This is a genomic window from Micromonospora sp. DH13 (assembly GCF_020873825.1).
Taxonomy (GTDB): Bacteria; Actinomycetota; Actinomycetes; order Mycobacteriales; family Micromonosporaceae; genus Micromonospora; species Micromonospora haikouensis.
The window spans coordinates 132,215-157,592 of record NZ_JAHWGR010000013.1; the positions used below are offsets into that span (position 1 = coordinate 132,215).

General features: G+C 74.5%; 23 protein-coding genes. 15 read left to right on the plus strand and 8 right to left on the minus strand.

Annotated elements, in window-relative coordinates; translation table 11 throughout:
* Positions 1 to 2: 2 nt before the first annotated feature.
* Positions 3 to 1,295, minus strand: a complete 1,293-nt coding sequence (locus tag LPA42_RS15365) for an acetyl-CoA C-acetyltransferase (protein WP_077935499.1) — start codon at positions 1,293 to 1,295, stop codon at positions 3 to 5.
* Positions 1,296 to 1,351: 56 nt separating this feature from the next.
* Here LPA42_RS15365 and LPA42_RS15370 point away from each other — a divergent pair, with 56 nt between their 5' ends.
* The 7 genes from LPA42_RS15370 to LPA42_RS15400 all read left to right on the plus strand — a co-directional run bounded on the left by LPA42_RS15370 (position 1,352) and on the right by LPA42_RS15400 (position 8,291).
* Positions 1,352 to 2,707, plus strand: a complete 1,356-nt coding sequence (locus LPA42_RS15370; RefSeq protein WP_077935498.1) for a 3-oxoacyl-ACP reductase — start codon at positions 1,352 to 1,354, stop codon at positions 2,705 to 2,707.
* Entirely contained in the window at positions 2,707 to 3,588 is an 882-nt protein-coding gene (locus LPA42_RS15375) for a MaoC/PaaZ C-terminal domain-containing protein (protein WP_077935504.1), read from the plus strand. Before LPA42_RS15370 ends, LPA42_RS15375 begins: the two co-directional genes overlap by 1 nt.
* Positions 3,589 to 3,669: 81 nt before the next feature.
* Positions 3,670 to 4,422 carry an NUDIX domain-containing protein gene (locus tag LPA42_RS15380; RefSeq protein WP_077935497.1) on the plus strand — a complete coding sequence of 251 codons (753 nt, stop codon included), beginning with the start codon at positions 3,670 to 3,672 and terminating at the stop codon, positions 4,420 to 4,422.
* Complete coding sequence (locus LPA42_RS15385; RefSeq protein WP_077935496.1) at positions 4,419 to 5,405, plus strand: serine/threonine protein kinase; 987 nt, start codon at positions 4,419 to 4,421, stop codon at positions 5,403 to 5,405. Before LPA42_RS15380 ends, LPA42_RS15385 begins: the two co-directional genes overlap by 4 nt.
* A 10-nt stretch (positions 5,406 to 5,415) precedes the next feature.
* On the plus strand, positions 5,416 to 6,378 hold the full coding sequence (locus LPA42_RS15390; RefSeq protein WP_077935495.1) for a hypothetical protein: 963 nt from the start codon (positions 5,416 to 5,418) through the stop codon (positions 6,376 to 6,378).
* Positions 6,375 to 7,628 carry an adenylosuccinate synthetase gene (locus LPA42_RS15395; protein ID WP_077935494.1) on the plus strand — a complete coding sequence of 418 codons (1,254 nt, stop codon included), beginning with the start codon at positions 6,375 to 6,377 and terminating at the stop codon, positions 7,626 to 7,628. Before LPA42_RS15390 ends, LPA42_RS15395 begins: the two co-directional genes overlap by 4 nt.
* 42 nt (positions 7,629 to 7,670) lie before the next feature.
* Positions 7,671 to 8,291 (plus strand): DedA family protein, encoded by a 621-nt coding sequence (locus LPA42_RS15400; protein WP_077935493.1) that lies wholly within the window; start codon positions 7,671 to 7,673, stop codon positions 8,289 to 8,291.
* Positions 8,292 to 8,306: 15 nt separating this feature from the next.
* Here the strand turns inward: LPA42_RS15400 and LPA42_RS15405 are convergent, their stop codons facing one another.
* Both LPA42_RS15405 and LPA42_RS15410 read right to left on the minus strand, forming a co-directional pair.
* Complete coding sequence (locus tag LPA42_RS15405) at positions 8,307 to 9,551, minus strand: HEAT repeat domain-containing protein (protein ID WP_144082509.1); 1,245 nt, start codon at positions 9,549 to 9,551, stop codon at positions 8,307 to 8,309.
* A 74-nt stretch (positions 9,552 to 9,625) separates the two neighbouring features.
* The gene (locus LPA42_RS15410) at positions 9,626 to 10,261 is read right to left on the minus strand and encodes a TetR/AcrR family transcriptional regulator (protein WP_043961177.1); all 636 of its coding nucleotides are present in this window, start codon (positions 10,259 to 10,261) and stop codon (positions 9,626 to 9,628) included.
* Between the two features lie 73 nt (positions 10,262 to 10,334).
* Here LPA42_RS15410 and LPA42_RS15415 point away from each other — a divergent pair, with 73 nt between their 5' ends.
* The 4 genes from LPA42_RS15415 (at position 10,335) to LPA42_RS15430 (ending at position 14,965) form a co-directional block, all read left to right on the plus strand.
* Positions 10,335 to 10,787, plus strand: a complete 453-nt coding sequence (locus LPA42_RS15415; protein ID WP_043961175.1) for an SCP2 sterol-binding domain-containing protein — start codon at positions 10,335 to 10,337, stop codon at positions 10,785 to 10,787.
* A 2-nt stretch (positions 10,788 to 10,789) separates the two neighbouring features.
* Positions 10,790 to 12,004 carry an acyl-CoA dehydrogenase family protein gene (locus LPA42_RS15420; RefSeq protein WP_077935491.1) on the plus strand — a complete coding sequence of 405 codons (1,215 nt, stop codon included), beginning with the start codon at positions 10,790 to 10,792 and terminating at the stop codon, positions 12,002 to 12,004.
* Between the two features lie 87 nt (positions 12,005 to 12,091).
* A complete protein-coding gene (locus LPA42_RS15425) occupies positions 12,092 to 13,654 on the plus strand; it encodes an AMP-binding protein (RefSeq protein WP_077935490.1) in 1,563 nt (520 codons plus the stop codon).
* A gap of 87 nt (positions 13,655 to 13,741) precedes the next feature.
* On the plus strand, positions 13,742 to 14,965 hold the full coding sequence (locus LPA42_RS15430; RefSeq protein WP_255704514.1) for a serine hydrolase: 1,224 nt from the start codon (positions 13,742 to 13,744) through the stop codon (positions 14,963 to 14,965).
* A gap of 65 nt (positions 14,966 to 15,030) precedes the next feature.
* Here the strand turns inward: LPA42_RS15430 and purD are convergent, their stop codons facing one another.
* Positions 15,031 to 16,281, minus strand: coding sequence for a phosphoribosylamine--glycine ligase (purD, locus tag LPA42_RS15435; protein ID WP_077935489.1), 1,251 nt, complete (start codon positions 16,279 to 16,281; stop codon positions 15,031 to 15,033).
* Between the two features lie 44 nt (positions 16,282 to 16,325).
* Positions 16,326 to 17,615 carry an adenylosuccinate synthase gene (locus LPA42_RS15440; protein ID WP_043961166.1) on the minus strand — a complete coding sequence of 430 codons (1,290 nt, stop codon included), beginning with the start codon at positions 17,613 to 17,615 and terminating at the stop codon, positions 16,326 to 16,328.
* Positions 17,616 to 17,737: 122 nt separating this feature from the next.
* Here LPA42_RS15440 and LPA42_RS15445 point away from each other — a divergent pair, with 122 nt between their 5' ends.
* Together LPA42_RS15445 and LPA42_RS15450 are read left to right on the plus strand one after the other, a co-directional pair.
* A complete protein-coding gene (locus tag LPA42_RS15445) occupies positions 17,738 to 18,778 on the plus strand; it encodes a hypothetical protein (protein ID WP_077935487.1) in 1,041 nt (346 codons plus the stop codon).
* A gap of 584 nt (positions 18,779 to 19,362) precedes the next feature.
* On the plus strand, positions 19,363 to 21,312 hold the full coding sequence (locus LPA42_RS15450; RefSeq protein WP_308291150.1) for a chromosome partitioning protein: 1,950 nt from the start codon (positions 19,363 to 19,365) through the stop codon (positions 21,310 to 21,312).
* 92 nt (positions 21,313 to 21,404) lie between these two features.
* Here the strand turns inward: LPA42_RS15450 and LPA42_RS15455 are convergent, their stop codons facing one another.
* Positions 21,405 to 21,833: a DUF3151 domain-containing protein gene (locus LPA42_RS15455; protein WP_077935482.1), complete on the minus strand. Its 429-nt coding sequence runs from the start codon at positions 21,831 to 21,833 to the stop codon at positions 21,405 to 21,407.
* A 325-nt stretch (positions 21,834 to 22,158) separates the two neighbouring features.
* On the opposite strand from LPA42_RS15455, the gene LPA42_RS15460 reads away from it, so the two are divergent.
* Positions 22,159 to 23,373, plus strand: coding sequence for an LOG family protein (locus tag LPA42_RS15460; protein ID WP_176734283.1), 1,215 nt, complete (start codon positions 22,159 to 22,161; stop codon positions 23,371 to 23,373).
* Positions 23,374 to 23,430: 57 nt separating this feature from the next.
* Here LPA42_RS15460 and fbaA read toward each other — a convergent pair whose 3' ends face one another.
* Both fbaA and LPA42_RS15470 read right to left on the minus strand, forming a co-directional pair.
* Positions 23,431 to 24,453 carry a class II fructose-bisphosphate aldolase gene (fbaA, locus tag LPA42_RS15465; RefSeq protein WP_077935481.1) on the minus strand — a complete coding sequence of 341 codons (1,023 nt, stop codon included), beginning with the start codon at positions 24,451 to 24,453 and terminating at the stop codon, positions 23,431 to 23,433.
* A 178-nt stretch (positions 24,454 to 24,631) separates the two neighbouring features.
* Positions 24,632 to 25,015, minus strand: coding sequence for a phage holin family protein (locus LPA42_RS15470; protein WP_077935480.1), 384 nt, complete (start codon positions 25,013 to 25,015; stop codon positions 24,632 to 24,634).
* A gap of 127 nt (positions 25,016 to 25,142) precedes the next feature.
* On the opposite strand from LPA42_RS15470, the gene LPA42_RS15475 reads away from it, so the two are divergent.
* Entirely contained in the window at positions 25,143 to 25,355 is a 213-nt protein-coding gene (locus LPA42_RS15475) for a hypothetical protein (protein WP_077935479.1), read from the plus strand.
* Positions 25,356 to 25,378 lie beyond the last annotated feature (23 nt).

Genomic DNA, 25,378 nt, shown 5'->3' on the forward strand with positions numbered 1-25,378 from the left:
CGTCAGCGCTCCAGGATCGCCGTGACCCCCTGGCCGCCGGCCGCGCAGATCGAGATGAGCCCCCGCCCGGAGCCGGACTCGGCGAGCAGCTTGGCCAGCGTGGCGACGATCCGCCCGCCGGTGGCGGCGAACGGGTGGCCGGCGGCCAGGGACGAGCCGTTGACGTTGAGCCTGTCCCGGTCGATCGACCCGAGCGGGGCGTCCAGGCCGAGCCGGTCCTTGCAGAACTCCGGCGACTCCCAGGCGGCCAGCGTCGCCAGCACCTGCGAGGCGAACGCCTCGTGGATCTCGTAGTAGTCGAAGTCCTGCAACGTCAGCCCGGCGCGGGCCAGCATCCGGGGCACCGCGTACGCGGGGGCCATCAGCAGCCCCTCGTCGCCGTGCACGAAGTCGACGGCCGCCGTCTCCGACCAGGAGAACCAGGCGAGCACCGGCAGGTTGCGCTCGGCCGCCCACTCCTCCGAGGCGAGCAGCACCGTGGACGCGCCGTCGGTGAGCGGAGAGGAGTTGCCGGCGGTCATGGTCGCCTGCTCGGCGTCCGGGCCCCGGTGGCCGAAGACGGGCTTGAGCGAGCCAAGCTTCTCCATGGTGGTGTCGGGGCGGAGGTTCTGGTCCCGGTTCAGCCCCAGGTAGGGGGTCAGCAGGTCGTCGAAGAACCCCCGGTCGTACGCGGCGGCGAGCCGCTGGTGGGAGCGGAGCGCCAGCTCGTCCTGGGCCTGCCGGTCGACGTTCCAGCGCAGGGCGGTGCGGGCGGCGTGCTCGCCCATCGACAGCCCGGTGCGCGGCTCGGCGTTGCGCGGGATCTCCGGCTGGAACGGCTGGAGCGGACGCAGTTTCGCCGCGATCTTCAGCCGTTCGCCGAGGGTGCGGGCGGAGTTGAGCCGGAGCAGGGTGCGGCGCAGCTCCTCGTTGACGGCCAGCGGGGCGTCGGAGGTGGTGTCGACGCCGCCGGCGATGCCGGCCTCGATCTGCCCGAGGGCGATCTTGTTGGCGACGAGGATCGCCGCCTCCAGGCCGGTGCCGCACGCCTGCTGGATGTCGTACGCCGGGGTGTGCGGGTCGAGCTTCGAGCCGAGCACCACCTCGCGGGTGAGGTTGAAGTCCCGGGAGTGCTTGAGCACCGCCCCGGCGACGACCTCGCCGACCCGCTGCCCGGCCAGCCCGAACCGCGCGACGAGCCCGTCGAGGGCCGCGCCGAGCATGTCGGCGTTGGACGCGCTGGCGTACCGCGAGTTGGACCGGGCGAAGGGGATGCGGTTGCCGCCGATGACCGCGACCCGCCGGATGCTCTGCACGATCCCGCCTCCGTTTCAGGACTTGCCCACAACCTACTGGCCAGTAGGCTACGCCTATGACCGACAGGTACGCGAGCTTCGTCCGATCGGGGGCCGGCCGCGCGCTGGTCAAGCGCCTGGGGCTGCCCGACCCGCCACGACTGCGCCGGCACACCCCGGGGGACCCGCTACTGACCGGGCCGGCCCTGCTCGGCTCGGCCACCGGCGGCCGGCTCGCCGGGCAGGTCGGCACGATCCTGACCGCCGCCGGGGTCGAGCTGCGCGATCCGGCCACCGCCGACGCCCAGGAGCGCTTCGGGGCCCTGGTGTACGACGCCACGGGCGTCGCCGACTCCACCGGCCTGCGCCAGCTCTACGACTTCTTCCACCCGCGCGCCCGCTCGGTGCTGCCCGGCGGCCGGGTGATCGTGCTCGGCACCCCGCCCGACGAGTGCGGCACGCCGCGCGAGGCGACCGCCCAGCGGGCCCTGGAGGGGCTGACCCGCAGCATCGGCAAGGAGTTCGGCCGGGGCGTCACCGCCCAGCTCGTGCACGTCACGGCGCACGGGGACGCCGGCACGGCCACCGGCCTGGAGGCCACCCTGCGGTTCCTGCTCTCGGGCCGCTCCGCGTACGTCTCGGGGCAGGTCGTCCGGGTCGGCGCCGGCGCGGCCGACCCGCCGGCCGACTGGGACCGGCCGCTCGACGGCCAGGTCGTCCTGGTGACCGGGGCGGCCCGGGGCATCGGCGCGGCCCTGGCCCGGGTGCTGGCCCGCGACGGCGCGCAGGTCGTCGCGCTCGACATCCCGGCCGCCGGGGACGAGCTGGCCGCCGTCGCCAACGAGATCGGCGGGACCGCCGTGCAGCTCGACCTGACCGCCCCGGACGCGCCCACCCGGCTCGCCGACCACCTCGCGTCCCGGCACGGCCGGGTCGACGTGGTGGTGCACAACGCCGGCATCACCCGGGACCGGACGCTGGGCCGGATGGACGCCGACCGGTGGGACAGCGTCATCGACGTCAACCTGTCCAGCCAGGAACGCATCAACGACGTGCTGCTGGAGCGCGGGCTGATCCCGGCCGGCGGCCGGATCGTCTCGGTCTCCTCGATCGCCGGGATCGCCGGCAACCGGGGCCAGACCAACTACGCCACCTCCAAGGCGGGCGTGATCGGGCTGGTGCAGTCGCTCGCCCCGGCGCTGCGCGAGCGCGGGATCAGCGTCAACGCGGTCGCCCCCGGGTTCATCGAGACCCGGCTGACCGCCCGCATCCCGCTCGTCGTGCGGGAGGCGGGCCGGCGGATGAACAGCATGGCCCAGGGTGGCCTGCCCGTGGACGTCGCCGAGACGATCGGCTGGCTGGCCTGGCCGGCGAGCGGCGCGGTCAGCGGCAACGTCGTCCGGGTCTGCGGCCAGAGCCTGCTGGGGGCGTGATGACCGACGCGGAGACGCAGGGCCGGACCCTGCTGGAGCTGCCCCGGCTGCCGCAGGCCGGCCCGCTCTACCGGCGGGCCCTGCTCGGGGCGCTGCCCGGCCCGGGTCGCCGCCGGGGCGACGCGCTGCCGCAGGTCGAGCTGGCCGTCGCCGGGGTCGCCGTCGACCGGGCGCACCTGGCCGACTACGACCGGGTGTGCGGGTTCCGGCTGGCCGACCGGCTCCCGGGGACGTACCCGCACGTGCTGGGGTTTCCGCTGGCGCTGCGGCTGATGACCGCGCCGCAGTTCCCGCTGCCGCTGGTCGGGCTGGTGCACGTGGCCAACCGGATCACCGTGCGCCGGCCGGTCGAGGCCGGCGAGCCGCTGGACTTCCGCGCGTACGCCGAGAACCTGCGCCCGCACGAGCGGGGGCGGCAGGTCGACGTGGTGCTGGTCGGGGCGGCCGGCGGGGCGGAGGTGTGGCGCGGCGTGTCGACGTACCTCGGCAGGGAGCGCACGGCCGGCGGCGGCGCGCGGCGCGACCGGGGTGACCGGCCCGCCGCGCCGGCCGCCACCGCCTCCTGGCGGGTGCCGCCGCGGGTCGGCACCGACTACGCGCGAATCTCCGGCGACCACAACCCGATCCACACCTCCCGGCTGGGGGCGCGGCTGTTCGGCTTCCCCCGCCCGATCGCGCACGGCATGTGGAGCAAGGCGCGCTGCCTGGCCGCGCTGGAGAGCCGGCTGCCGGAGGCGTACACGGTCGAGGTGGCGTTCAAGCTGCCGGTGCCGCTGCCGTCCACGGTGGCCTTCACCGCCACCGCCGACGGCCCGGCCTGGGAGTTCGCCCTGCACGACGCGCGCAGCGGCAGGCCGCACCTGGCGGGCTCCGTGCGCTGACGAGGGCCAGGGCTTGGCATTCACTCTTTCGTGCGCTAAGTTGTTCTCACGTTGAGATGTTCTCAGAGTGAGAGAGACGCCGTGAACGAGCAGGAGTTCCTCGCCGCCTACGACCCCCGGGCCTACCCGGCGGTGGCCGTCACCGTCGACGTGGTCGCCCTGACCGTCCGGTCCGACGCGCTGCACCTGCTGCTCGTCCGCCGGGGCGGGCCGCCGTTCGAGGGCCACTGGGCGCTGCCCGGCGGGTTCGTCCGCCCCGAGGAGGACCTGGCGACCGGGGCCCGGCGGGAGCTGGCCGAGGAGACCGGCCTCGGCGGCGAGCGGCTGCGCCGCGTCCACCTGGAGCAGCTCGCCAGCTACGGCGACCCCGACCGCGACCCCCGGATGCGGATCGTCTCGGTGGCCTACCTCGCGTTCGCCCCCGACCTGCCCGACCCGGCCGCCGGCAGCGACGCCGACGACGCGATCTGGCTGCCCGTGACCGCGCTGAGCAGCCGGCAGCTCGCCTTCGACCACGACCGGATCATCGACGACGGCCTGGAGCGGGCCCGGTCCAAGCTGGAATACACCCCGCTGGCCACCCGCTTCCTCGACACCGAGTTCACCATCAGCGAGCTGCGGGCCGTCTACGAGACCGTCTGGGGGCACCCGCTGCACCCCGGCAACTTCCACCGCAAGGTGCTCTCCGTGCCGGGCTTCGTGGAGAGCACCGGCGCGAGCACCGAACGCGGCGGCACGCGCGGCGGCCCCCGCGCCAAGCTCTACCGGGCCGGCGACGCCCGACTGCTGCACCCGGCGCTGCTGCGCCCCGCCCGGGAGGAGACGGTGCGGTGAACACCCACGAGGCGATCCGGCTGGTCACCGCCGCGCGCACCGACGCCGACCTGTTCGGCGCCGACCCGTCGGCCCACCGCTACCGCGAGCTGGTCGCGGCCCTGCACCCCGACCGGCTGGGCGCGCTCGACCCGGCCGTACGCGCCGCCGCCACCGACGCGTTCGTCCAGGTCACCAACCGGTGGCGGGCCGGGCGGGCCAGTGCCGGCCCGATCGTCCTCGGCGGCCACCGGCTCGGCCCGCTCGCCCACACCGGCGACCTCGCCGACCTCTACGACGTCGGGTCGGACCGCCTGCTCAAGCTGCCCCGCGACCCCGCCGACAACGACCTCGTCGCCCGCGAGCAGCACGCGCTGCGCACCATCTCCGAACGCGGCGACCCCCGCTACCTGCCGTACGTGCCCCGGCTCGTCGACACCCTCCGGCACCGGGACCCGGCCACCGGGGCGGAACGGCGGATCAGCGTGCTGGCCACCGCGCCCGGCCTGCACAGCCTCGACGAGGTGCGCCGCGCGTACCCCGACGGGCTCGACGGCCGGGACGCGGCCTGGATGTGGCGGCGGCTGCTGGTCGCCCTCGGCCTGGCCCACCGGGCCGGCATCGTGCACGGCGCGGTGCTGCCCCGGCACGTGCTGATCGAGCCCGACGGGCACGGCGTGGTGCTCGTCGACTGGTGCTTCTCCGCCGCCACCGGGGGCACGATCCCCGCGCTGGTGCCCGGCCACGAGGACTGGTACCCGCCGGAGGTCGCCGCCCGGCGGGCCTGCGGGCCCGGCACCGACCTGGCGATGGCCGCCACGTGCATGGCGTGGCTGATGGGCGACCGGGCCCCGCGCGAGCTGCGCGCCTTCGCCCACGGCTGCCGCCGCCCGGCGCTGCCGTCCCGGCCCGACGACGCGTGGCGACTGCTGCGCGAACTGGACGAGGTGCTCGAACGGCTCTACGGGCCGCGCACCTTCCGACCCTTCACCCTCAACCCCTAGGGAGGCTGCCATGGGCAGTGGAATGTGGTCCACCGACGTGTACGACGCCGCCGACCGGTACCGCCGGGCCACCGGCAAGAGCGCCTTCGCGTACAGCGACAGCGGGGCGCGCAAGGTGCACCCGGCGCTCGACCCGCGCGACGCGATGCGGGAGAGCCGCGACTCGGCCGAGCACCCGCAGTCGACGGCCATCACGGTGCTGTTCGACGTCACCGGCTCCATGCGGAACGTGCCCCGCACCCTCCAGGCCAAGCTGCCGCAGCTGCTCGGGCTCCTGCTCCGCCAGGGGTACGCCCGCGACCCGCAGATCATGTTCGGCGCGATCGGCGACGCCACCTGCGACCAGGTGCCGTTGCAGGTCGGGCAGTTCGAGTCGGACAACCGGATGGACGACGACCTCGGCCGGATCGTGCTGGAGGGTGGCGGCGGCGGCCAGATGACCGAGTCGTACGAGCTGGCCATGTACTTCATGGCCCGGCACACCGCCACCGACTGCTGGGAGAAGCGGGGCCGGCGCGGCTACCTGTTCATCATCGGCGACGAGCTGGCCTACCCCCGGGTGGACCGGCGGCAGGTGAGCCGGCTCATCGGTGACGACCTCCGCGAGGACGTGCCGCTGCTGCAGATCGTCGACGAGGTGACCCGGCGCTGGGACACCTATTACCTGCTCCCCGCCGGCAGCAGCTACGCCGGCAACACGAAGGTGCTGGACTTCTGGCGCGACCTGCTCGGGCAGAACGCCGTCGTGCTCGACGACCTCGACGCGGTCTGCGAGACCATCGCCCTCACCGTCGGCCTCGGCGAGCAGGCCGTCGACCTCGACCAGGGCCTGGCCGACCTCAAGAAGGCCGGCTCGAAGGCCACCGGCACCGTGTCGAAGGCGCTGGCCCGCCTCGGCCGGGGCACCCGCGACCAGGTGGCCACGCTGCCCGCCCCGTCGACGCCGCCCACCCGTGGGGTGACCCGGCTGTGAACCACGTGCTGGTGGTCGACCTCGGCTACGGCGACGCAGGCAAGGGCACCGTCGTGGACTGGCTCTGCGCCACCCGGCCCGTCCACACGGTGATCCGCTTCAACGGGGGCGCGCAGGCGGCACACAACGTCGTCCTGCGCGACGGGCGGCACCACACGTTCGCGCAGTTCGGGGCGGGCACCTTCCGCCCCGGCGTGCGGACCCACCTGTCCCGGCACGTGGTGGTGGACCCGCTCGCCCTGGCCGCCGAGGCCGACCACCTCGCCACGGTGGGCGTGCCCGACGCGCTCGACAGGCTCACCGTCGACGGGGAGGCGCTGCTGGCCACCCCGTACCACCGGGCCGCCAACCGGGCCCGCGAGCTGGCCCGCGGAGCCGACCGGCACGGCTCCTGCGGGCTGGGGGTGGGCGAGGCCGTCGCGTACGGGCTCGCCCACCCCGACTCCGCGCCCCGGGTGGCGGACTGCCGCACCCCGGCCGTGCTGCGCCGCCGGCTGGCCGCCCTGCGCGACCGGCTCACCGCCGAACTCGGCCCGCTGGACGCCCCGCCCGTCGACGACTGCCTGCCCGCGTTCACCGCGTTCGGCGACCGGGTGGCGATCGTCGACCGGTCCCACCTGGCCGGGGTGCTGCGCGCCGGGACCTGCGTCTTCGAGGGGGCGCAGGGGGTGCTGCTCGACGAGTGGCACGGCTTCCACCCGTACACGACGTGGAGCACCACGACGTTCGCCAACGCCGAGGGCCTGCTCGCCGAGGCGGGGCTCGCCGGCACCGCCGAGCGGCTGGGCGTGCTGCGGGTCACCACCACCCGGCACGGCCCCGGCCCGCTGGTCACCGAGGACCCGGCGCTGTCGCTGGCCGACGCGCACAACGCCACCAACCCGTGGCAGGGGCGGTTCCGGTTCGGCCACTTCGACGCGGTCGCCCACCGGTACGCCCTCGACGCGGCCGGCGGCGTCGACAGCCTCGCCCTCACCCACCTCGACCTGGCCGACCGGGGGCTGCGGATCTGCCGCCGCTACGACGGCACCGACCGCCTGGAGCCCGGCCCGCCCGGCGACCTGGACCGCCAGGCCGCCCTCACCGCCCGCCTGCTCGCGGCCCGCCCGGTCTACGACGACGGCCCTCCGGCCGACTGGCCGGCGGCGGTCGAGGAAGCGCTGGGTGCCCCGGTGACGCTCACCTCCCACTCCCCCACCGCCGAGGGCAAGCTTGTAAGGAAGGGCACCTTGTTAACGCCTTTTGTATAGGAAGGGCCCCTTCTTAACGCCGCGACGGCAGAGCATGAGGGCATGCAGTCGGTCCTCGGCCTGCTCCACGACACGGTCACCTCGCCGTGGGTCTACCTGGTGATCTTCGCGGTCACCGCGGTCGACGCCGTCTTCCCGGCGGTGCCCGGCGAGACGATCGTGGTGACCGCCGGGGTCTTCGCGGTCGGCGGGCAGCCGGACCTGACGATGGTGATCGTGCTCGCCGCGTGCGGCGCGCTGGCCGGCGACCACCTGTCGTACGCCATCGGCCGGAGCGGCGGCGCGCACCGGCTGGCCCGGCTGCCGGCGGACAGCCGGCGGCGCGCCGGATCCGAGTGGGCCCGCCGGGCAGTCGACCGGCGCGGCGGCATGATGCTCACCACCGCCCGCTACGTCCCCGGCGGGCGCACGGCGGTGACCCTGACGATGGGCGCGGTCCGCTATCCGCTGCGGTCGTTCGTGCTCTTCGACGCGCTCGCGGCCGGCACCTGGGCGGCGTACTGCGGGCTGCTCGGCTACTTCGGCGGGCTGGCCTTCGAGCGGGAGCCGGTCAAGGGCATCCTGGCCGGGATCGGGCTGTCGGTCGCGATCACCGGCCTGCTGGAGGCCGCCCGCTGGCTTCGGCTCCGCGCCCGCCGACGCGCCGCCGGCCGGCCCCGCTGAGCGGACCGTCGAGGGTCAGGTCGGAACGCCTTCGAGGTACGCCAGCATCGCCTCCCGGCTGCGCGGCAGGCCGTAGTCGCCGACGAGCAGGCTGAAGTTGACGAACGTCGAGTCGCCGAACAGCCACGCCTCGGGCGACCGGGCCAGCAGCTCGACGAGCCGCCGTTGCCGGGGAGCCAGCGCCGCACACGGCACCCCCGAGGGCAGGCTGCCTTCGGGGAACGCCAGGCGCAGGGCCTCGGCCGTCACCGGCAACGCCTGCTCACCGGTGACGGCGGGCAGCCGGTCGAGCAGCGCGTCGAACGCCCGATCGGTGTGCCGTGGCCCGAGCAGGCGCAGGGACAGCCCCGCGTACCCGTTGAGGTCGCCGTCGAGGAACGGCACCTCGGCCCCGTCGGCCGTCAGCCGGTTGCCCGGGCCGGCGGCCGTCCAGCCGAGCAGCTCGTCGACCGTCGCCTGGTCGGCATCGGCACCGAGCACCCGGGCCCGACCGACCGCGGCGGCCCAGCGGATCACCGGGCGCGCGTCGGTCAGCAGCCCGGCGTCGGGCGCGGCACCGAGCAACCCGGCGGCCACCAGGACGGTCGCCGCCTCGTCCTCGTCCACCTCCAGTGCGGCCCCGGCCGCCGCGACGAGCGCCGGGAGGCTGCCGGCCGCGTCCTCCGGAAACCAGGCGAGCGCGTACGCCGCCCCGGCGCGCAGCCCCGGGTCGGCGTCGGTGAGCAGGTCACGGAACAGGGGCACGCCGGCTCGCACCGCGTCGTAGACGGCCAGCTCGATGTACGCCCACAGGCGCTGCTGATCCGCCTCGTCGAGCGACTCCACGTACGCCCACTCGACGTACTCCTTCTGGGTTTCGTCGTCGCCGTGCCACGGGGGCGGCTTGGCGGCGAGCAGCTCCCGCCCGCCGTCGGCCGCCCGGCGGAACTCGGCCACCGGGACGCCCTCGGGCAGCCACCGCTCGTCGTAGCCCACCGCGAGCGCCGTCACCAGGTAGAGCACCAGCTCCCGGTCGGGGGTGGCCGGGTCGGCGAGCAGCTCCAGCAGGAACGGCACGGCGTACGCCGACGCCTCGTAGCGTGAGCCCTGGTGGAAGATGTTGGCGTAGAGCGCGCCGAAGGCGGCCTGCCGCTCCTCCTCGTCGGGCGAGCGCAGGGCGCGGAGCAGGCCGGGCACGTCCCCGGCCGAGCCGTAGGCGTGGCCGAGCCGCACCCAGTCGATGTCGTCGATGCCGTCGAGCACCCGCCCATCCTCGCGCACCCCACCGACATTCCCGCCAGGCGTGTTAACAGGGGGCCCTTCCTATACGGAAAGCGTTAACAAGGTGCCCTTCCTTACCCCTCGGGGTGCCAGGTGACGCCGCGGAGGAGCTGGTCGGCGCCGAGCCAGGCGACGTTCATCATCCGGGTGGCGGTCTTCTCCGGGTCGGCCTCCGGGTGGTCGGCGAGCCAGTCGCCCAGCGACTCGCTCGCGCCGACCAGGGCGTACGCGACGACCTCCAGGTCGGTGGCGCCCACCTCGCGGCCCCGGGCGCGCAGGGCGTGGTCGAGCATCCCGGCGACCACCTCGACGAGCCGGGCCCGCATGGCGGCGAGCTCCCCGGCGAACGGCTGGGAGCCGCGGGCCTGCCGGTAGAGCACCGCCCAGCCGTCGCGGTGCGCCCCGACGAAGCCGAAGAACGCGCGCAGGCCGCGCCAGAGCCGCTCGTCAGCATCGAGGTCGGGGGCGGCGGCCCCGGCGATGGCCTCCATCATGCGGGTGCCCTCGCGGTGCAGGCAGGCGACGAAGAGCTCCTCCTTGCTGCCCAGGTACGCGTACACCATGGGTTTGGAGATGCCGGCGTCCTCGGCGATCTCGTCCATGCTCGCCGCGTGGAAGCCGCGTCGGGAGAAGACCCGGACGGCGGCGTCGAGCATCTGCTGCTCGCGTACGGCCCGGGGGAGGCGCTTGAAGGTGGGGGTGCTGGACACCTTGCGAGCATACCTACTCGTGCGTAAGGTTACGCTAGAGTAACCACAGTCGCCGCTCGAGAGGTTCCTTTCCATGACTGACTTCGACCCGGCCAACTTCGCCAACTACGGCCCCAAGGAGTTCGCCCAGCTGGTCAAGTCCACCCCCGACGACAAGATCGTCGAGGTGATGTCCGGCGAGCTGCGCGGCAAGGTCCTGAGCGAGGTCTTCGGCCGGATGCCCACGCTGTTCCGCGCCGACCGGGCCGGCTCCACCAACGCGGTGATCCACTGGGGCATCACGGGCCGCCCCGACGGCGGCACGGACACCTACGAGATCGTCGTCGCCGACGGCGCGTGCACGGTCAACGAGACCCCGCAGCACGACCCCAAGCTGAGCCTCACCATGGGCCCCCTGGAGTTCCTGAAGATCGTCTCCGGCGGCGCGAACCCGGTGATGATGTTCATGACCGGCAAGCTGAAGGCCAAGGGCGACCTCGGCCTCGCCGCCAACATCGCCAACCTGTTCGACATCCCCAAGGGCTGACGATGGCCGAGTTCTCGCTCGACCTGAACGAGGAACAGCGGGACCTGCGGGACTGGGTGCACGGCTTCGCCGCCGAGGTCGTGCGCCCGGCCGCCGCCGAGTGGGACGAGCGCGAGGAGACCCCCTGGCCCGTGATCGCCGAGGCGGCGAAGGTCGGGCTGTACGGCTTCGAGTTCCTCGCCACCTGCTGGGCCGACCCCACCGGCCTGTCCCTGCCGATCGCCAGCGAGGAGCTCTTCTGGGGCGACGCCGGCATCGGCCTCGGCATCTTCGGCACCTCGCTGGCCGTGGCCGCCATCTACGGCGCGGGCACCCCCGACCAGCTCGTCGAGTGGGTCCCCCAGTGCTTCGGCGACGCCGACTCCCCGGCCGTCGCCGCGTTCTGCACCACCGAGCCGGAGGCCGGCTCCGACGTCGGCGCGATGCGCACCCGGGCCGTCTACGACGAGGCCAGCGACGAATGGGTGCTGCGCGGGCAGAAGGCGTACGCCACCAACGGCGGGATCGCCGGGGTGCACGTCGTCACCGCCTCGGTCGACCCGACGCTCGGCTCGCGCGGGCAGGCCGCGTTCGTCGTACCCCCGGGCACCGCCGGGTTGAGCGCGACCCGGAAGCTGCGCAAGCTGGGGCTGCGCGCCTCGCACACGGCGGACGTCTTCCTCGACGACGTCCGGGTCCCCGGCCGCTGCCTGCTCGGCGGCAAGGAGGCCCTCGACGAGCGGCTGGCCCGCGCCCAATCCGGCCAGAAGGCCTCCGGCCAGGCCGCGATGCGCACGTTCGAGCTGTCCCGGCCGACCGTCGGCGCGCAGGCGCTCGGCGTGGCCCGCGCCGCCTACGAGTACGCGCTGGACTACGCCAAGGACCGGGTGCAGTTCGGCCGGCCGATCATCGAGAACCAGGCGGTCGCGTTCGCGCTGGCCGACATGAAGATGGAGATCGACGCCGCCCGGCTGCTGGTCTGGCGGGCCTCCTGGATGGGGCGCAACAACCGCCCGTTCACCGCCGGCGAGGGCTCGATGTCCAAGCTCAAGGCCGGCGAGGTGGCCGTGTCGGTCACCGAGAAGGCCGTGCAGCTGCTCGGCGGGGCCGGCTTCCTGCGGGACCACCCGGTCGAGCGCTGGTACCGGGACGCCAAGATCTACACCATCTTCGAGGGCACGTCGGAGATCCAGCGACTGGTGATCTCCCGGGCCATCTCCGGCGTCCACGTCCGCTGACCCGACCACGAACCGACCCGACCCGACCCGACCCGACACGCCGCACGGTCGCCGGGTGGGTCCCGCACGCCCGGAGGAGGCCCGCGGATGGATCTGCCGTTCACCGTCGCCACGCTGACCCGGCGCGGGCTGCTCACCCCGGGCCCGCCGATCCGGGTCGCCGCCCAGCTCAACGCGCTGCGCCGGTGGGGCTGGAGCCTCGCCGGCGAGCTGCGCCAGGCCGCCGCCCGGGACCCGGGCCGCACCGCCGTCGTCGACGAGCAGGGCGCCGAGCTGACGTACGGCGCCCTGCTCGACCGCGCCGAACGGCTGGCGAAGTCGCTGCGCGGCGGCCTCGGCGTGCACAGCGGGGACCGCATCGGGCTGCTCTGCCGCAACCACCACGGGCTGATCGAGGCCATGGTCGCGACCACCCTGCTCGGCGCGGACGCGGTGCTGGTCAACACGGGGCTCTCCCCCGCGCAGCTCGCCACCGTCGCCGCGGAGCAGGGGCTGAAGGTCCTCGTGCACGACGCCGAGTTCGCCGAACGGGCCCTCGGCCTCCCCGCCGACCTGCACCGGGTCGACGAGGCCCGGCTGGAGGAGCTGATCGCGGCGGCGCTGCCCGGCGACCTCCAGCCGCCGCCGCGCGAGGGCCGCACCATCGTGCTGACCTCCGGCACCACCGGCGCGCCCAAGGGGGCACGCCGGCCCACCCCGCACGGCTTCGGCCCGCTGGTCTCCATCATCGACCGCATCCCGCTGCGCGTCCGGGACACCGTGCTGATCGCCGCACCGCTGTTCCACACCTGGGGGTACGCGGCGCTCCAGGTCTGCTTCGCCCTGCGGGCGACGATCGTGCTGCACCGACGCTTCGACCCGTCCGCCACGCTCGGCGCGCTCACGGCGCACCGCTGCGACGCCATGTTCGCCGTGCCGGTGATGGTGCAGCGGCTGATGGAGGTGCCGCCGCCCGAGCCGAAGCCACCCCTGAAGGTGGTCGCCCTCAGCGGGTCGGCGCTGCCCGGCGGGCTCGCCCTGCGCTTCATGGACACCTACGGCGACGTCCTCTACAACCTGTACGGCTCGACCGAGGTGTCCTGGGCGTCCATCGCCGGCCCCGCCGAGCTGCGGGCCGCCCCGACCACCGCCGGCCGTCCGCCGCACGGCACCCGGCTGCGCATCCTCGACGACGAGGGCAGACCGGTACCCGCCGGCCGGGTCGGACGGATCTTCGTCGGCAACGAGATGCTCTTCGAGGGCTACACCTCGGGCACCGCCCGGGAGAGCCGGGACGGGCTGCTGGACACCGGCGACCTCGGCCGGGTCAACGCCGACGGGCTGCTCTTCGTCGACGGGCGGGCCGACGACATGATCGTCTCCGGCGGGGAGAACGTCTTCCCGTCCGAGGTGGAGGACCTGGTCGCCCGGCTGCCGCAGGTCCGCGAGGTGGCCGTGATCGGCGTGCCCGACGACGAGTACGGCCAGCGCCTCGCCGCGTTCCTCGCCCTGCACCCCGGCGAGACCCTCGACCCGGAGGCGGTCCGCGAGTACGTCCGGCACTACCTGGCCCGGTTCAGCGTCCCCCGCGACGTGGTCTTCGTGAAGTACCTGCCGCGCAACGCCACCGGCAAGGTGCTCACCCGCGAGCTACGCCGCTACTTCGGCTGACCGGGGATCCCCCCGAGGCCGCCGCCCGGGTTCGTCGGGGGACTTGCCCGGATGCTCCCGGGCGCGCCCCGCCGGCAGGCTGACGGCATGACAATCATGAATCGGCGTACGGTCGCCGCCACGGCACTCGCCGCCCTGCTCACCGTCGCCGTGCCCGGCGCGGTCACCGCCGCCCCGCGCGCCACCACGCCCCTCGGCCCCGCGCCCGCCCCGCTCGCCGCCGCAGTCGACAACGACCGGTCCGGGGTCGACTGCCGACCCGGCACCCTCGACCCCGCCCCGATACGGGCGGCGATCGCCGGCCTACCCGACGCCGACGCGACCAGCGCCCAGGTCCGGATCACCACCCCGGACGGCTGCTGGACGGGCACCAGCGGGGTGCGGGACCTGCGCACCGGGGCCCCGGTGCCGCCGCACGCCCGGTTCCGGGTGGGCAGCGTCACCAAGGTGTTCACGGCCGCGCTGGTGCTGCAACTCGCCGCCGAGGGACGGGTCGACCTCGACGGGTCCGTGCAGGGCTACCTGCCGGGCCTGCTGCCCGCCGACTACCCGACCGTGACCGTCCGCCAACTCCTCCACCACACCAGCGGCATCCCCAGCCCGACGCCGCCGGGCGACATCGAGTGGCAGCTCGCCCACCGGTACGACCGGTGGACCCCGGAGCAGATCGTCCGCACGGGGCTGGAGAACCCGCGCGCGTTCGACCCCGGCGAGAAGCAGGACTACACCAACATGGGCTACATCGTCGCCGGGCTGCTCGTCGAGAAGGTCACCGGCCACACGTACGAGCAGGAGCTGGCGCGGCGGATCGCCCGGCCGCTCGGCCTACGCGACACGTACGGGCCCGGCGACGACCCGCGCATCCGGGGCCCGCACGCCCACGGCTACCAGGCCGTCACCCGGGACGGGGTGACCGAGCTGGTGGACGCCACCGTGTGGAGCCAGACCTACACCCCCGCCTCCGGTGACGTCATCTCCAGCCTGGCCGACCTGGACACCTTCATGACGGCGCTGTTCGCCGGCCGGGTCGTGCCGGAGCCGCAGCTCACCGAGATGTTCACCCTCCCGCCGGTGGACGACGTCGAGGGCGGCCCGGCCCGGTACAGCGCCGGCCTGTCCGCCATGCCGCTGGACGACGGCGAGACCCTCTGGGTCAAGACCGGCTCCCGGTACGGCTACCTGGCCGCCGTGGCGTCGACCCGGGACGGCCGGTTCCGGGTCGAATACTCGATCACCGCAACGGACGCCAAGGGCGAGGAGCTGAGCGCGACCGCCCAGGCCGTCATCGCCGCCGCGCTCGGCATGGCCTGACGGTCACACCGGACCCCACTCCCTGACCGCCCCGCCGGAACCCGCTCGGTAGGGAGTGCCCCCGGTCAGCCGGGGATCGTGATCCGGCCGTCGACCGCCGCGGCGGCGATGTCGGTGCGGTGGTGCGAGCCCGCCAGCCCGATGCCGCCCACCAGCTCGTACGCGGCGTCGCGCGCGGCGGCGAGGGTGGGGCCGGTGGCCGTACCGCAGAGGACCCGGCCGCCGGCGGAGAGCAACGCGCCGTCGGCGGCCCGGCGGGCGGTGCCCGCGTGGATCACGCCCGGACGGTCGGCGCCGGTGATCACGTCGCCGGTGCGCGGGGTGCCCGGGTAGTTGCCGGCGGCCACGACCACGGTCACCGCCGCGCCGTCGCGCCAGCGCAGCGGCGGGTGGTCGGCCAGGGTGCCGGCGGCGGCGGCGTGCAGCAGGCCGCCGAGCGGCGTCTCCAGCAGCGCGAGGACGACCTGGGTCTCCGGGTCGCCGAAGCGGGCGTTGAACTCGATCACCCGGGGGCCGGCGGCGGTCATCGCCAGGCCGACGTAGAGCAGGCCGGAGAACGGGGTGCCCCGGCGGCGCATCTCGGCCAGCGTCGGGTGGACGACGTCGGCCATCACCTCGTCGACGAGGCCGGGCGGGGCCCACGGCAACGGCGCGTACGCCCCCATGCCGCCGGTGTTCGGGCCGGCGTCGCCGTCGCCGACGCGCTTGAAGTCCTGGGCGGGCAGCAGCGGCAGCGCCGCCTCACCGTCGGTGACCACGAAGAGGGAGACCTCGGGGCCCGCCAGGTATTCCTCCACGACGACCCGGCCGCACTCGGCGGCGTGCGCCAGCGCGGCGGCCCGGTCGTCGGTGACGACGACGCCCTTGCCGGCGGCCAGCCCGTCGTTCTTCACCACGTACGGCGCGCCGAACTCGTCCAGCGCCCGCGCCGTGCCCTCCTGGTCGGTGCAGGTGTACGCCCGCGCGGTGGGCACCCCGGCGGCGGTCATCACGTCCTTCGCGAACGCCTTCGAGCCCTCCAGCCGGGCGGCCTCGGCGGACGGCCCGAACGCGGCGATGCCCTTGGCGCGTACGGCATCGGCGACCCCGGCCACCAGCGGCGCCTCGGGGCCGATCACCACCAGGTCGACGCCGGTCTCCACGGCGAGCGCGGCGACGGCGGCGGGGTCGGCGGCGTCCACCGACCGCAACTCGGCGACCTCGGCGATCCCCGGATTACCCGGCGCCGCGATCAGCCCCTCGACGGCCGGATCGGCTGCGAGCCCCAGGGCGAGCGCATGCTCCCGCCCGCCACCACCCAGAAGAAGTACGCGCACGCCCACGGACTCTACCCACCCCCCGTCCGCCCCTTCCCCACCCCTCAGGGGAGGAGGGGGTGACGGGTCACGTTTTCCTCACGGCCCGGGCCCACGCCCACCACGCTGACGCGGGTGCCGCAGAGCTCCTCGATGCGCGCGATGTAGCGGCGCGCGTTCTCCGGCAGCTCGTCCTCCGTCCGCGCCTTGGTGATGTCCTCCCACCAGCCGTCGTGCTCCTCGTAGATCGGCGTGGCGTGGTGGAAGTCGGTCTGCGTCATCGGCATGTCGTCGAACCGCTCGCCGTTGATCTCGTAGCCGACGCAGAGCGGGACCTTCGGCAGGCCGGTGAGCACGTCCAGCTTGGTGATGACCAGGTCGGTGACGCCGTTGAGGCGGCACGCGTACCGGGCGACGACGGCGTCGAACCAGCCGCAGCGGCGCTCCCGGCCGGTGGTCGTGCCGTACTCGTGGCCGACCTTGCGCAGGTGCTGGCCGTTGTCGTCGAACAGCTCCGTCGGGAACGGGCCGGACCCGACCCGGGTCGTGTACGCCTTGCTCACCGCGATGACCTTGTTGATCGCGGTCGGCGGGATGCCCGCGCCCACGCACGCCCCGCCCGCCGTCGGGTTCGACGAGGTCACGAAGGGGTACGTGCCGTGGTCCATGTCGAGCATGGTGGCCTGGGCGCCCTCCAGCAGCACCGTCTCGCCCCGGTCCAGGGCGTCCCAGAGCATCACCCGGGTCTCGGCGATGTACGGCTTGAGCCGCTCGGCGTAGGCCAGGTATTCCTCGACGGTCGCGTCGACGTCGATCGCCTTGCGGTTGTAGACCTTGAACAGGATCTGGTTCTTCTCGCGCAGGGCGAGCTCCAGCTTCTTGCGCAGGATGCCCGGGTCGAGCAGGTCCTGCAGCCGGATGCCCATCCGGGCGACCTTGTCGCCGTACGCCGGGCCGATGCCCCGGCCGGTGGTGCCGATCCGGGCGCTGCCCAGGTAGCGCTCGACCACCCGGTCCAGGGCCCGGTGGTGCGGCATGATCAGGTGCGCGTCGCCGGAGATGCGCAGCCGGGAGACGTCCACGCCACGCTCGGCGAGGCCGTCGATCTCGGTCAGCAGCACCTTCGGGTCGACCACCACGCCGTTGCCGATGATGATCATCGCGCTCGGCGAGAGCGCGCCCGACGGCATCAGGTGCAGCGCGTACTTCTGCCCGTCCGGGGTGATCACCGTGTGGCCGGCGTTGTTGCCGCCGGAGTAGCGCACGACGTAGTCGACCCGCTCACCCAGCAGGTCGGTAACCTTGCCCTTGCCCTCGTCGCCCCACTGAGCGCCGATGAGCACGATCGCTGGCATCTTCTCCGCCTCCAGAAGGCTCGGGTGCCAGGTGGCGACCGGTAAGCGAGCCCGGGGTGTCAGGCTAACAAGAGGTCACGGCGGGACCGGCAGGGGTTCGTCGACAGGCAGGAGGCTCCTTCGTGTACGACGTGGTGCTGCTCACCCTCGGCTCGGAGCGGGACGCTCCCGGCGGGGCCTGCGGCAGCGGCGGCGCCTGCTGCGGCGGCGAAGAGGGCGCAACCGGTGACGCCGCGAGCGGCGGCGGGGCGACCGGTGACGACGGTCACGCCCCGGCCGAGCAGCGGTGCGAGACCCCCCGGGTGCCGGTGCTGGCCTGCGCGGACGCCCTGACCGCCCGGGGAGCCCGGGTGGAAACGGTCACCGCCCGCTCGGACGCGGAGATCGACGAGGTGCTCGCCCGGCTCGACGGCCCGCCCCGCCCCGACGGGCTCACCTGGCCCGACCCGGACTCGAAGACCCGGCTGGTCGTCGCCACGGCCAGCGACGGCCAGTTGCGCGCCGTCGTGCGCCGGCTCGTCCGGCGGTACGCCCCACCGCCCAGCCGCCGCCCGGCCGACCTGCCCGGCAACCGTACGGTGCCGGACCTGCCGCCGGTGGGCGTACTCCCGCTCGATCCGGCCCGGGCCCGCGGGCAGCGTGACCTGGCCGCGCAGCTCGGCCTGCCGCGCGACCCGGCGGCGGTGGCCGCCGCGGTGCTGGACGGCACCGTCCGGCGGCTGGACCTGCTGCGCAACGACGGCGGCTCGGTGACCCTGGACGGCGCGCTGATCGGCGCCGCCGACGACGCGGGCCGGCCGCTGCACTGGCGGGGGCGCGTCGAGGTGGACGACGCCGTGCTGTCGGCCGGCGACGATCCGCTGCTGGCCTGCGCGATCGGCAACGCGGCCGGGTACGCCCGGCTCGACGAGCTGCCGCTGCTCTCCGCCGGCGACCCGACGGACGGGCTGGTGGAGGTGGCGGTGGCCGTTCCCGTGGTGACCCGCTCGACGTTGGGTAGGAAACGGGTGCGGTTCGAGGTGCGCCGCGCGCGGGGGCGCGCGGTTGCCGTCGTGCCGCGTGACGAGCGGGTGCCGTACCTCGACGACGGGGTCGAGGGCGAGTTGAGCCGGAAGCGGTCCTGGTGGGTCGAGCCTGCGGCCTGGGCGGTCTACGCGGCCTGACCCGGCGCACCCCCGGGTCGGCCGTCGGCGCCATGGCAACGCCGGCGGAGACCGGCGCGGCGGGAACACCGGCGGCGACCGGCGCGGGAGGAAAGCGGAGACCCGCGTCGATCCCGGCGGTTCGGCTCCGGGGCCTATCCTCGGCAGGAGGAATTGGGAGGAACCGCGTGGACGACAACGCCGACCGGGTCCACGTGCCCGGCCAGCAGCCGGTGCCGGAGCGGGACATCGAACCGCTCTGGCCGCCGGAAGCGACCGATCCCGGGCGGGGCGGCTCCGCTCCGGCGTGGGCCATGACAGCCGCGGCGGGTTCCGTGCCGTACCAGGAGGACGCCGAGCCGTCGTTCGTCGCCTCCGACGCCTACCCGTCGCTGGGAGCCACGCCGAGCACCTACGCGCCGTACCAGGTGGCCGGTCCGCAGGGCGAAGCGCCCGCAGCGACAGGCCCGGAGCGGGGCGGGCCGGGGCCCGACGCCTGGGCCGCCCGCGGCACGGACACGCCCGACACCTGGGCCACGCACGGCGCGGGCGGTCCCGCCCCGGTGCCTGCGGAGACCGCCTGGGCGCCGCCCGCCGTCAGCGGGGTGCCGGCTCCCCGGGCCGGGCAGCCGACGCCGGGTCCGGTCGACCTGCACCTGCCCTTCACCCTGGACCCGCAGGCGTCGCCCGGGCCGCTCCCGGGCGAGGGGTACGGGTCGCCGGGCGACGCGGTGGCGTCGGAGCCGCCGACGGCTGCCGGGACCTTGCGGGCCGCCGACGGGACGACGGCCGCCGGGCCGGTCCCGGTGGCACCGGGCGTGACGGCGGTCGGGCCGGTGGCGCCAGCGACCGGGAACACGGGCGCGAGCAGCAACGGTACGGCCGGCGGCGCGGAGGGGCCGGGCGGTACCGACGCGGCGGACGGCTCGGGCCGCACGGCCGCGCACGGCGGCGGGCGGGTGGCCGAGTCGCCGTGGGCGCTGCCGCCGCAGCGACCCGCAGCGGCGCGGGCGACCGAGGCGGCGGCCCGACCCGCACCGCCGCACCCCGCCGAAACGGCCCCACGGCCCGCACCGCCGCAGCCGGCCGTGGTGGCACCGGAGCCCGTCGACGCGGCAGCACGGCCCGGGCCGCCGCAGCCGGTCGACGGGGTGCCGCGCCCGGTCGAGGCAGCACCTCCGCAGCCACCCGGGCCGTTCCCGCCGGTGATGAACCCGCCCGGGCCGCTGGCCCCCACCCCGTACCCGCCGGCCGTCGCCGGGGCCGCGGCCGGGCCGGTCGACCCGTACGCGGGGGGCTATCCGGCCACGGCGGGCGAGGCAACGACGGGATGGGGTCCCGGCCAGCAGCAACCGCCGCCCGCCCCGCCCCGCCCCGACGCGGCCCCGCCGGGCCCGAGGCATCCCGACCAGGGCCACCCCGAACAGGGACACCCGGTCGCGGGGCACCCCGGGCCCGGGCAGCCGGCCACGTCCGGGTGGTACCCACCGGGCTGGCCGCCGCAGCCCCCGGCTCCCGTGGCACAGCAGCCGGTGGCACCGGTGCCGCAGCCGCCGTACCGGCAGGCCGACGGGGTGACCCGGGTGCCGCCGGGGTACCCGGAACCGGCGTGGACGCCCGACACCGGGATCGCGCCGACCGCAGAGGACTTCGCCCGCCGCCGGCAGGTGCGCCCGGCCGACCCGGTGGCCACGATGGGCGTACGGGCCGTGGTGAACAAGACCGGGTTGATCAAGCTCCCGCCAGGACGGCACGAGCAGGAGATGCGCCACGACATCGAGATGGTGCGTCGCAACTTCGGCGGGCTGCGCCAGGTGACCGTGGTCAACCCGAAGGGCGGCGCGGGCAAGACCGTGGCCATCCTGCTGCTCGCCATGACCTTCGGCCAGAAGCGCGGCGGGTACGTGCTGGCCTGGGACAACAACGAGACCCAGGGCACCCTGGGGATGCGCGCCCAGCAGGACTTCCACTCCCGCACCGTGCGGGACATGCTGCGCGACCTCGGCCAGTTCCAGGGCGCGCACGGGCGGGTCGGCGACCTGTCGCAGTACGTCCGCTCGCAGGGCGAGGGCATGTTCGACGTGCTCGCCTCGGACGAGTCGGCCACCGGCGGGGAGATGCTCACCGCGTCGGCGTTCGCCGAGATCCGGGAGGTGGTCAGCCGGTTCTACAAGCTGATCTTCGTGGACACCGGCAACAACGTGCGGGCGCAGAACTGGCAGGCCGCGATGGACGCCACCGACCAGCTCGTGGTGACCATGTCGGCCCGTAACGACTCGGCGGAGACGGCCGCCCGGATGCTCGACCACCTGGAGCAGAGCGGCCGGCACCGGCTGGTCCGGCAGGCGGTGACGGTGGTGTCGATGCCGCCCTCGCGGAAGGAGATCGACCTGCCCGCCATCCAGGAGCACTTCGCGGCCCGGACCCGGGCGGTGCTGCTCGCCCCGTACGAGCGCCTGATCGACACCGGCGAGCCAATCCGGTACGGGCAGCTCTCGTCGGCCACCCGCGACGCCTGGCTGAAGATCGCCGCATCGGTCGCCGAGGGGCTCTGACCGGCACCCGGTTCCGACCGGGGCGGGGCCCGATCAGCGCGGCGGCCGGCCCGACGGGTGTCGGACCGGCCGCCGCACCTGCTCGGGATGGGTCAGGCGCTGGCCAGGGCGTCCCCGGCGGCCGGGTCGCAGTCGCGCAGGAACTGGGCGCAGCGCGCGGCCTCGTCCGCCTCGCCGATCTCGCCGGCGGCCCGGGAGAGCACGTAGAGGCAGCGCAGGAAGCCCCGGTTCGGCGCGTGCGACCAGGGCACCGGGCCGTGGCCCTTCCAGCCGCTGCGGCGCAGCTGGTCGAGACCCCGGTGGTATCCGGTCCGGGCGTAGGCGTACGCGGGGACGACCTGGCCGTCGGCCAGGGCCCGGCTCGCGAGCGCACCCCAGCCCGCACTGTAGGTCGGGAAGCGGGCCGCGACCTCGGCGTACGCCTCGTCGGTGCCGGCCTCCTCGGCGGCGGCCAGGGTGGTGTCGGCCTCGTCGTGGGCCGGCAGGAGGGTGGCCGGTGGCTCAGGCAACAGGTTCTGCATCGTCCCATTCAACCCGCTTCGCTCTGCGCCGCGCGAGGGGGTCCGCAGACCCGGCCACCTGAACGGTTGAGGCTTTCGTCACGCCTGTGGTCGTGGCACCGACCCTGCGGTCCACGATGGCCGGACCTGCGGTTCGCCCCGGCCGGACCTGCGGTTCCCGGGGCCGGACCTGCGGCCCATGCCGACGGGTGATGTTTTCCACTACAACTATTGGTCCGGAGCCTCCCCAGGACCCGGTTGGAGCAGGAGCCCGGTGGCCTCGCCGCCGGGCTCCTGTGCGTACGGGATGGTTTGCGGGGTTGACCCGGGTGGGCAGGATGGCGTCGTGCCGACCCCACCTCCCGCGGACGTGCTCTCCCCGCACGACACCAGCGCCACCGAGATCGAGACCCGCAGCGCGTTCGAACAGCGGCTGGCCGGCGGAAGCCTGGCCGGGCTGACCGTGCAGGGCCTGCGCCTCGACGTCGACCCGGTCCCCGACCTGAGCGGGACGGAGGTGACGGGCACCCTCTTCGTGGGCTGCCGGTTCGCCTCCCGCGAGGTGGGCGCCGACCTGGTCCGGCGTGGCGCGAACGTGGTGCCGCCCTTCTCCGGGCTGCCGTACCCGACCCAGCCGTCGCACCTCTACACCCCGGAGGACCTGGCCGCCGGGTTCGCCGAGGGCGGCTTCGCCGGCATGTACGACACCCGGGTGTACGAGCACTTCCGGGCGCACGGCGGGGCGCTACCGGAGGTGAAGGAGGCGCTCGGCCAACGGCTGCACGACCACGGCGTGGACAACGCGCTGGTCGACGCCACCCGGGCCTGGCTGGCCGCGCACGGGCCGCAGTCCGTGGTGGGCGTGATGGGCGGGCACGCGGTGCGCCGGGGCAGCGTGCCGTACCGGATGGCGGCGGTGCTGGGCTGGGAGCTGGCGCGGGCCGACCGGCTGGTGGTGACCGGTGGTGGGCCGGGCGTGATGGAGGCGGCCAACCTGGGCGCGTACCTGTCGACCCGGCCGGCCGGGGAGCTGACGGCGGCGATCGACCTGCTCGCGACCGCGCCGGACTTCACCGACCACGACCGGTACACGTCCGCCGCCCTGGAGGTCCGGGTGCGGTACGCCCCGGCGGTGCCCCGGCAGCGCGACCCGGACCTCAACCTGGATCTGGGCTGGGCGCGGGCCGGCGGGCTGGCCATCCCCACGTGGCTGTACGGGCACGAGCCGGCGAACCTGTTCGCGGGGCGGATCGCGAAGTACTTCTCGAACGCCATCCGGGAGGACACGATCCTGCGGCTGGCCCGGGGCGGGATCGTGTTCGCGCCCGGCCGGGCCGGCACGGTGCAGGAGGTGTTCCAGGCGGCGACGAAGACCTACTACGGCACGGACGGGGCGAGCGGCGCGTACGTCTTCCTCGACCGGGCGTACTGGACGACGGAGCTGCCGGTGGAGTCGCTGCTGCGCCCGCTGCTGGCCGCCTCGCCGTTCGGCGACCTGTCGGGCACGGTGCACCTCACCGACGACGTGCACGAGGCGGTCCGCGTCCTGACGGCGGGCTAGGTGCAAGGAAGGGCCCCTTGTTATCGCCTGGGCGATAACAAGGGGCCCTTCCTAACGTCACTTGAGCTTGGTGCCGGTGGAGCGCAGGTGCTCGCAGGCCTCGACGACGCGGGCGGCGAGCCCGGCCTCGGCGAGCTTGCCCCAGGTGCGCGGGTCGTACTGCTTCTTGTTGCCGACCTCGCCGTCGATCTTCAGCACGCCGTCGTAGTTGCGGAGCATGTGGTCGGCGACGGGCCGGGTGAAGGCGTACTGGGTGTCGGTGTCGATGTTCATCTTCACCACGCCGTAGTCCAGCGCCTCGCGGATCTCGGACAGCAGCGAGCCGGAGCCGCCGTGGAAGACCAGGCTGAGCGGCTTTTCCTTGCCGTACTTGGCGGCGACGGCCTCCTGGATGTTGTTCAGGATCTCCGGCCGGAGCTTCACGTTGCCCGGCTTGTAGACGCCGTGCACGTTGCCGAAGGTCAGCGCCGCCATGTAGCGGCCCTTCTCGCCCAGGCCGAGCGCCTCGACCATGGCCAGGCCATCCTCGACGGTGGTGTAGAGCTTGTCGTTGATGGCGTTCTCGACGCCGTCCTCCTCGCCGCCGACGACGCCGACCTCGATCTCCAGGACGATCTTGGCCTCGGCGGCCCGGTCGAGCAGCTCGGCGGCGATCTCCAGGTTCTCCGCCACGGGCACGGCCGAGCCGTCCCACATGTGCGACTGGAACAGCGGCTCCTGGCCGGCGGCGACCCGCTCCTTGGAGATCTGCATCAGGGGCCGGACGAACTTGTCCAGCTTGTCCTTCGGGCAGTGGTCGGTGTGCAGCGCGACGTTGACCGGGTACTTCTTCGCGACCTCGTGCGCGTACGCGGCGAACGCCACCGCGCCGGTGACCATGTCCTTCACGGACGGACCGGAGAGGTACTCCGCGCCGCCGGTGGAGACCTGGATGATGCCGTCGCTCTCCGCGTCGGCGAAGCCCTTGAGCGCCGCGTTCAGCGTCTGCGAGGACGTCACGTTGATCGCGGGGTATGCGTACCGGCCCGCCTTGGCGCGGTCCAGCATCTCCGCGTAGACCTCGGGGGAAGCGATGGGCATGTCGAACGCTCCTTACTTACCGCTGTCGGCCGTCACCGGCCGCTGTCTTCCGTGGGTGCGCCGGACCGCGCTGTCCTCCGCCGGAAGTATCCCGCAGGAGGTGGCCACGGACGAAACCGGCCCATGGCCGGCCGCCGCGCGGGCCGCCCGCAAGGCCCGGCGGCACCCGGTCGGAGCCTCACCGGTCCGCCAGGTTGTCCGGCACGGCGACGCTGATCAGCCAGGTCACCACCGCCATGACGATGGCCCCCCAGAAGGCGGGCCAGAAACCCTCCACCCGGAACGGCAGGTCCAGGTGCCGGGCGATCCAGTCGGTCAGCAGGAACAGCAGCGCGTTGACCACCAACGCGAACAGCCCCAGGGTCAGCAGGTAGAAGACGCAGCCCACCACCTTGATCACCGGCTTGAGCACCGCGTTGACCACGCCGAAGATCAACGCCACCGCCACCAGGGTCAGCGCGGTGTTGCCGCCGCTGCGGCCACCCACGTCGACGCCGGGCACGATCAGCGTGGTGATCCACAACGCGATCGCGGTGATCGCCAGCCGGATCAGGAAGCCCACGGCACCATCCTGGCACCGCCGGCCCGATCCGGAGGAGGGAATCCGCCGACTCCACCCCCGCCACCGAGCGGCAGCCCCGGCCAGCCCGTACGGTGTGGGTAGCTTTCCGCCGATTCAGGGAGGGACGATGGGTCAGCCCGACGAGGACTTCACCCCGAGCGACCACCTCGCGCCGGAGGAGCGGGACCCGGAGGCCCCGGCGGCCGACGCCGTGGAGCAGGCCACCTCCGCCGACCCGGCCGACAGCGAGGGCGAGCCGAGCCGGGGCCTGGAGGTCGGCGACTGGGACGCCATGGAGCAGGCCCGGATCGTCGCCGCCGACGAGGACGACTACCGCTGAGCACCCACGGCCCCGCGCCACCA

Bases quoted from the DNA above. Each gene is read 5' to 3' on its own strand.
- LPA42_RS15425 (WP_077935490.1), top strand. From the start codon at position 12,092: ATGGATCTGCCGTTCACCGTCGCCACGCTGACCCGGCGCGGGCTGCTC.
- LPA42_RS15390 (WP_077935495.1), top strand. From the start codon at position 5,416: ATGGGCAGTGGAATGTGGTCCACCGACGTGTACGACGCCGCCGACCGG.
- fbaA (WP_077935481.1), bottom strand. From the start codon at position 24,453: ATGCCCATCGCTTCCCCCGAGGTCTACGCGGAGATGCTGGACCGCGCC.
- LPA42_RS15420 (WP_077935491.1), top strand. From the start codon at position 10,790: ATGGCCGAGTTCTCGCTCGACCTGAACGAGGAACAGCGGGACCTGCGG.
- LPA42_RS15400 (WP_077935493.1), top strand. From the start codon at position 7,671: ATGCAGTCGGTCCTCGGCCTGCTCCACGACACGGTCACCTCGCCGTGG.
- LPA42_RS15455 (WP_077935482.1), bottom strand. From the start codon at position 21,833: ATGCAGAACCTGTTGCCTGAGCCACCGGCCACCCTCCTGCCGGCCCAC.
- LPA42_RS15375 (WP_077935504.1), top strand. From the start codon at position 2,707: ATGACCGACGCGGAGACGCAGGGCCGGACCCTGCTGGAGCTGCCCCGG.
- LPA42_RS15430 (WP_255704514.1), top strand. From the start codon at position 13,742: ATGACAATCATGAATCGGCGTACGGTCGCCGCCACGGCACTCGCCGCC.
- LPA42_RS15440 (WP_043961166.1), bottom strand. From the start codon at position 17,615: ATGCCAGCGATCGTGCTCATCGGCGCTCAGTGGGGCGACGAGGGCAAG.
- LPA42_RS15415 (WP_043961175.1), top strand. From the start codon at position 10,335: ATGACTGACTTCGACCCGGCCAACTTCGCCAACTACGGCCCCAAGGAG.
- LPA42_RS15370 (WP_077935498.1), top strand. From the start codon at position 1,352: ATGACCGACAGGTACGCGAGCTTCGTCCGATCGGGGGCCGGCCGCGCG.
- LPA42_RS15475 (WP_077935479.1), top strand. From the start codon at position 25,143: ATGGGTCAGCCCGACGAGGACTTCACCCCGAGCGACCACCTCGCGCCG.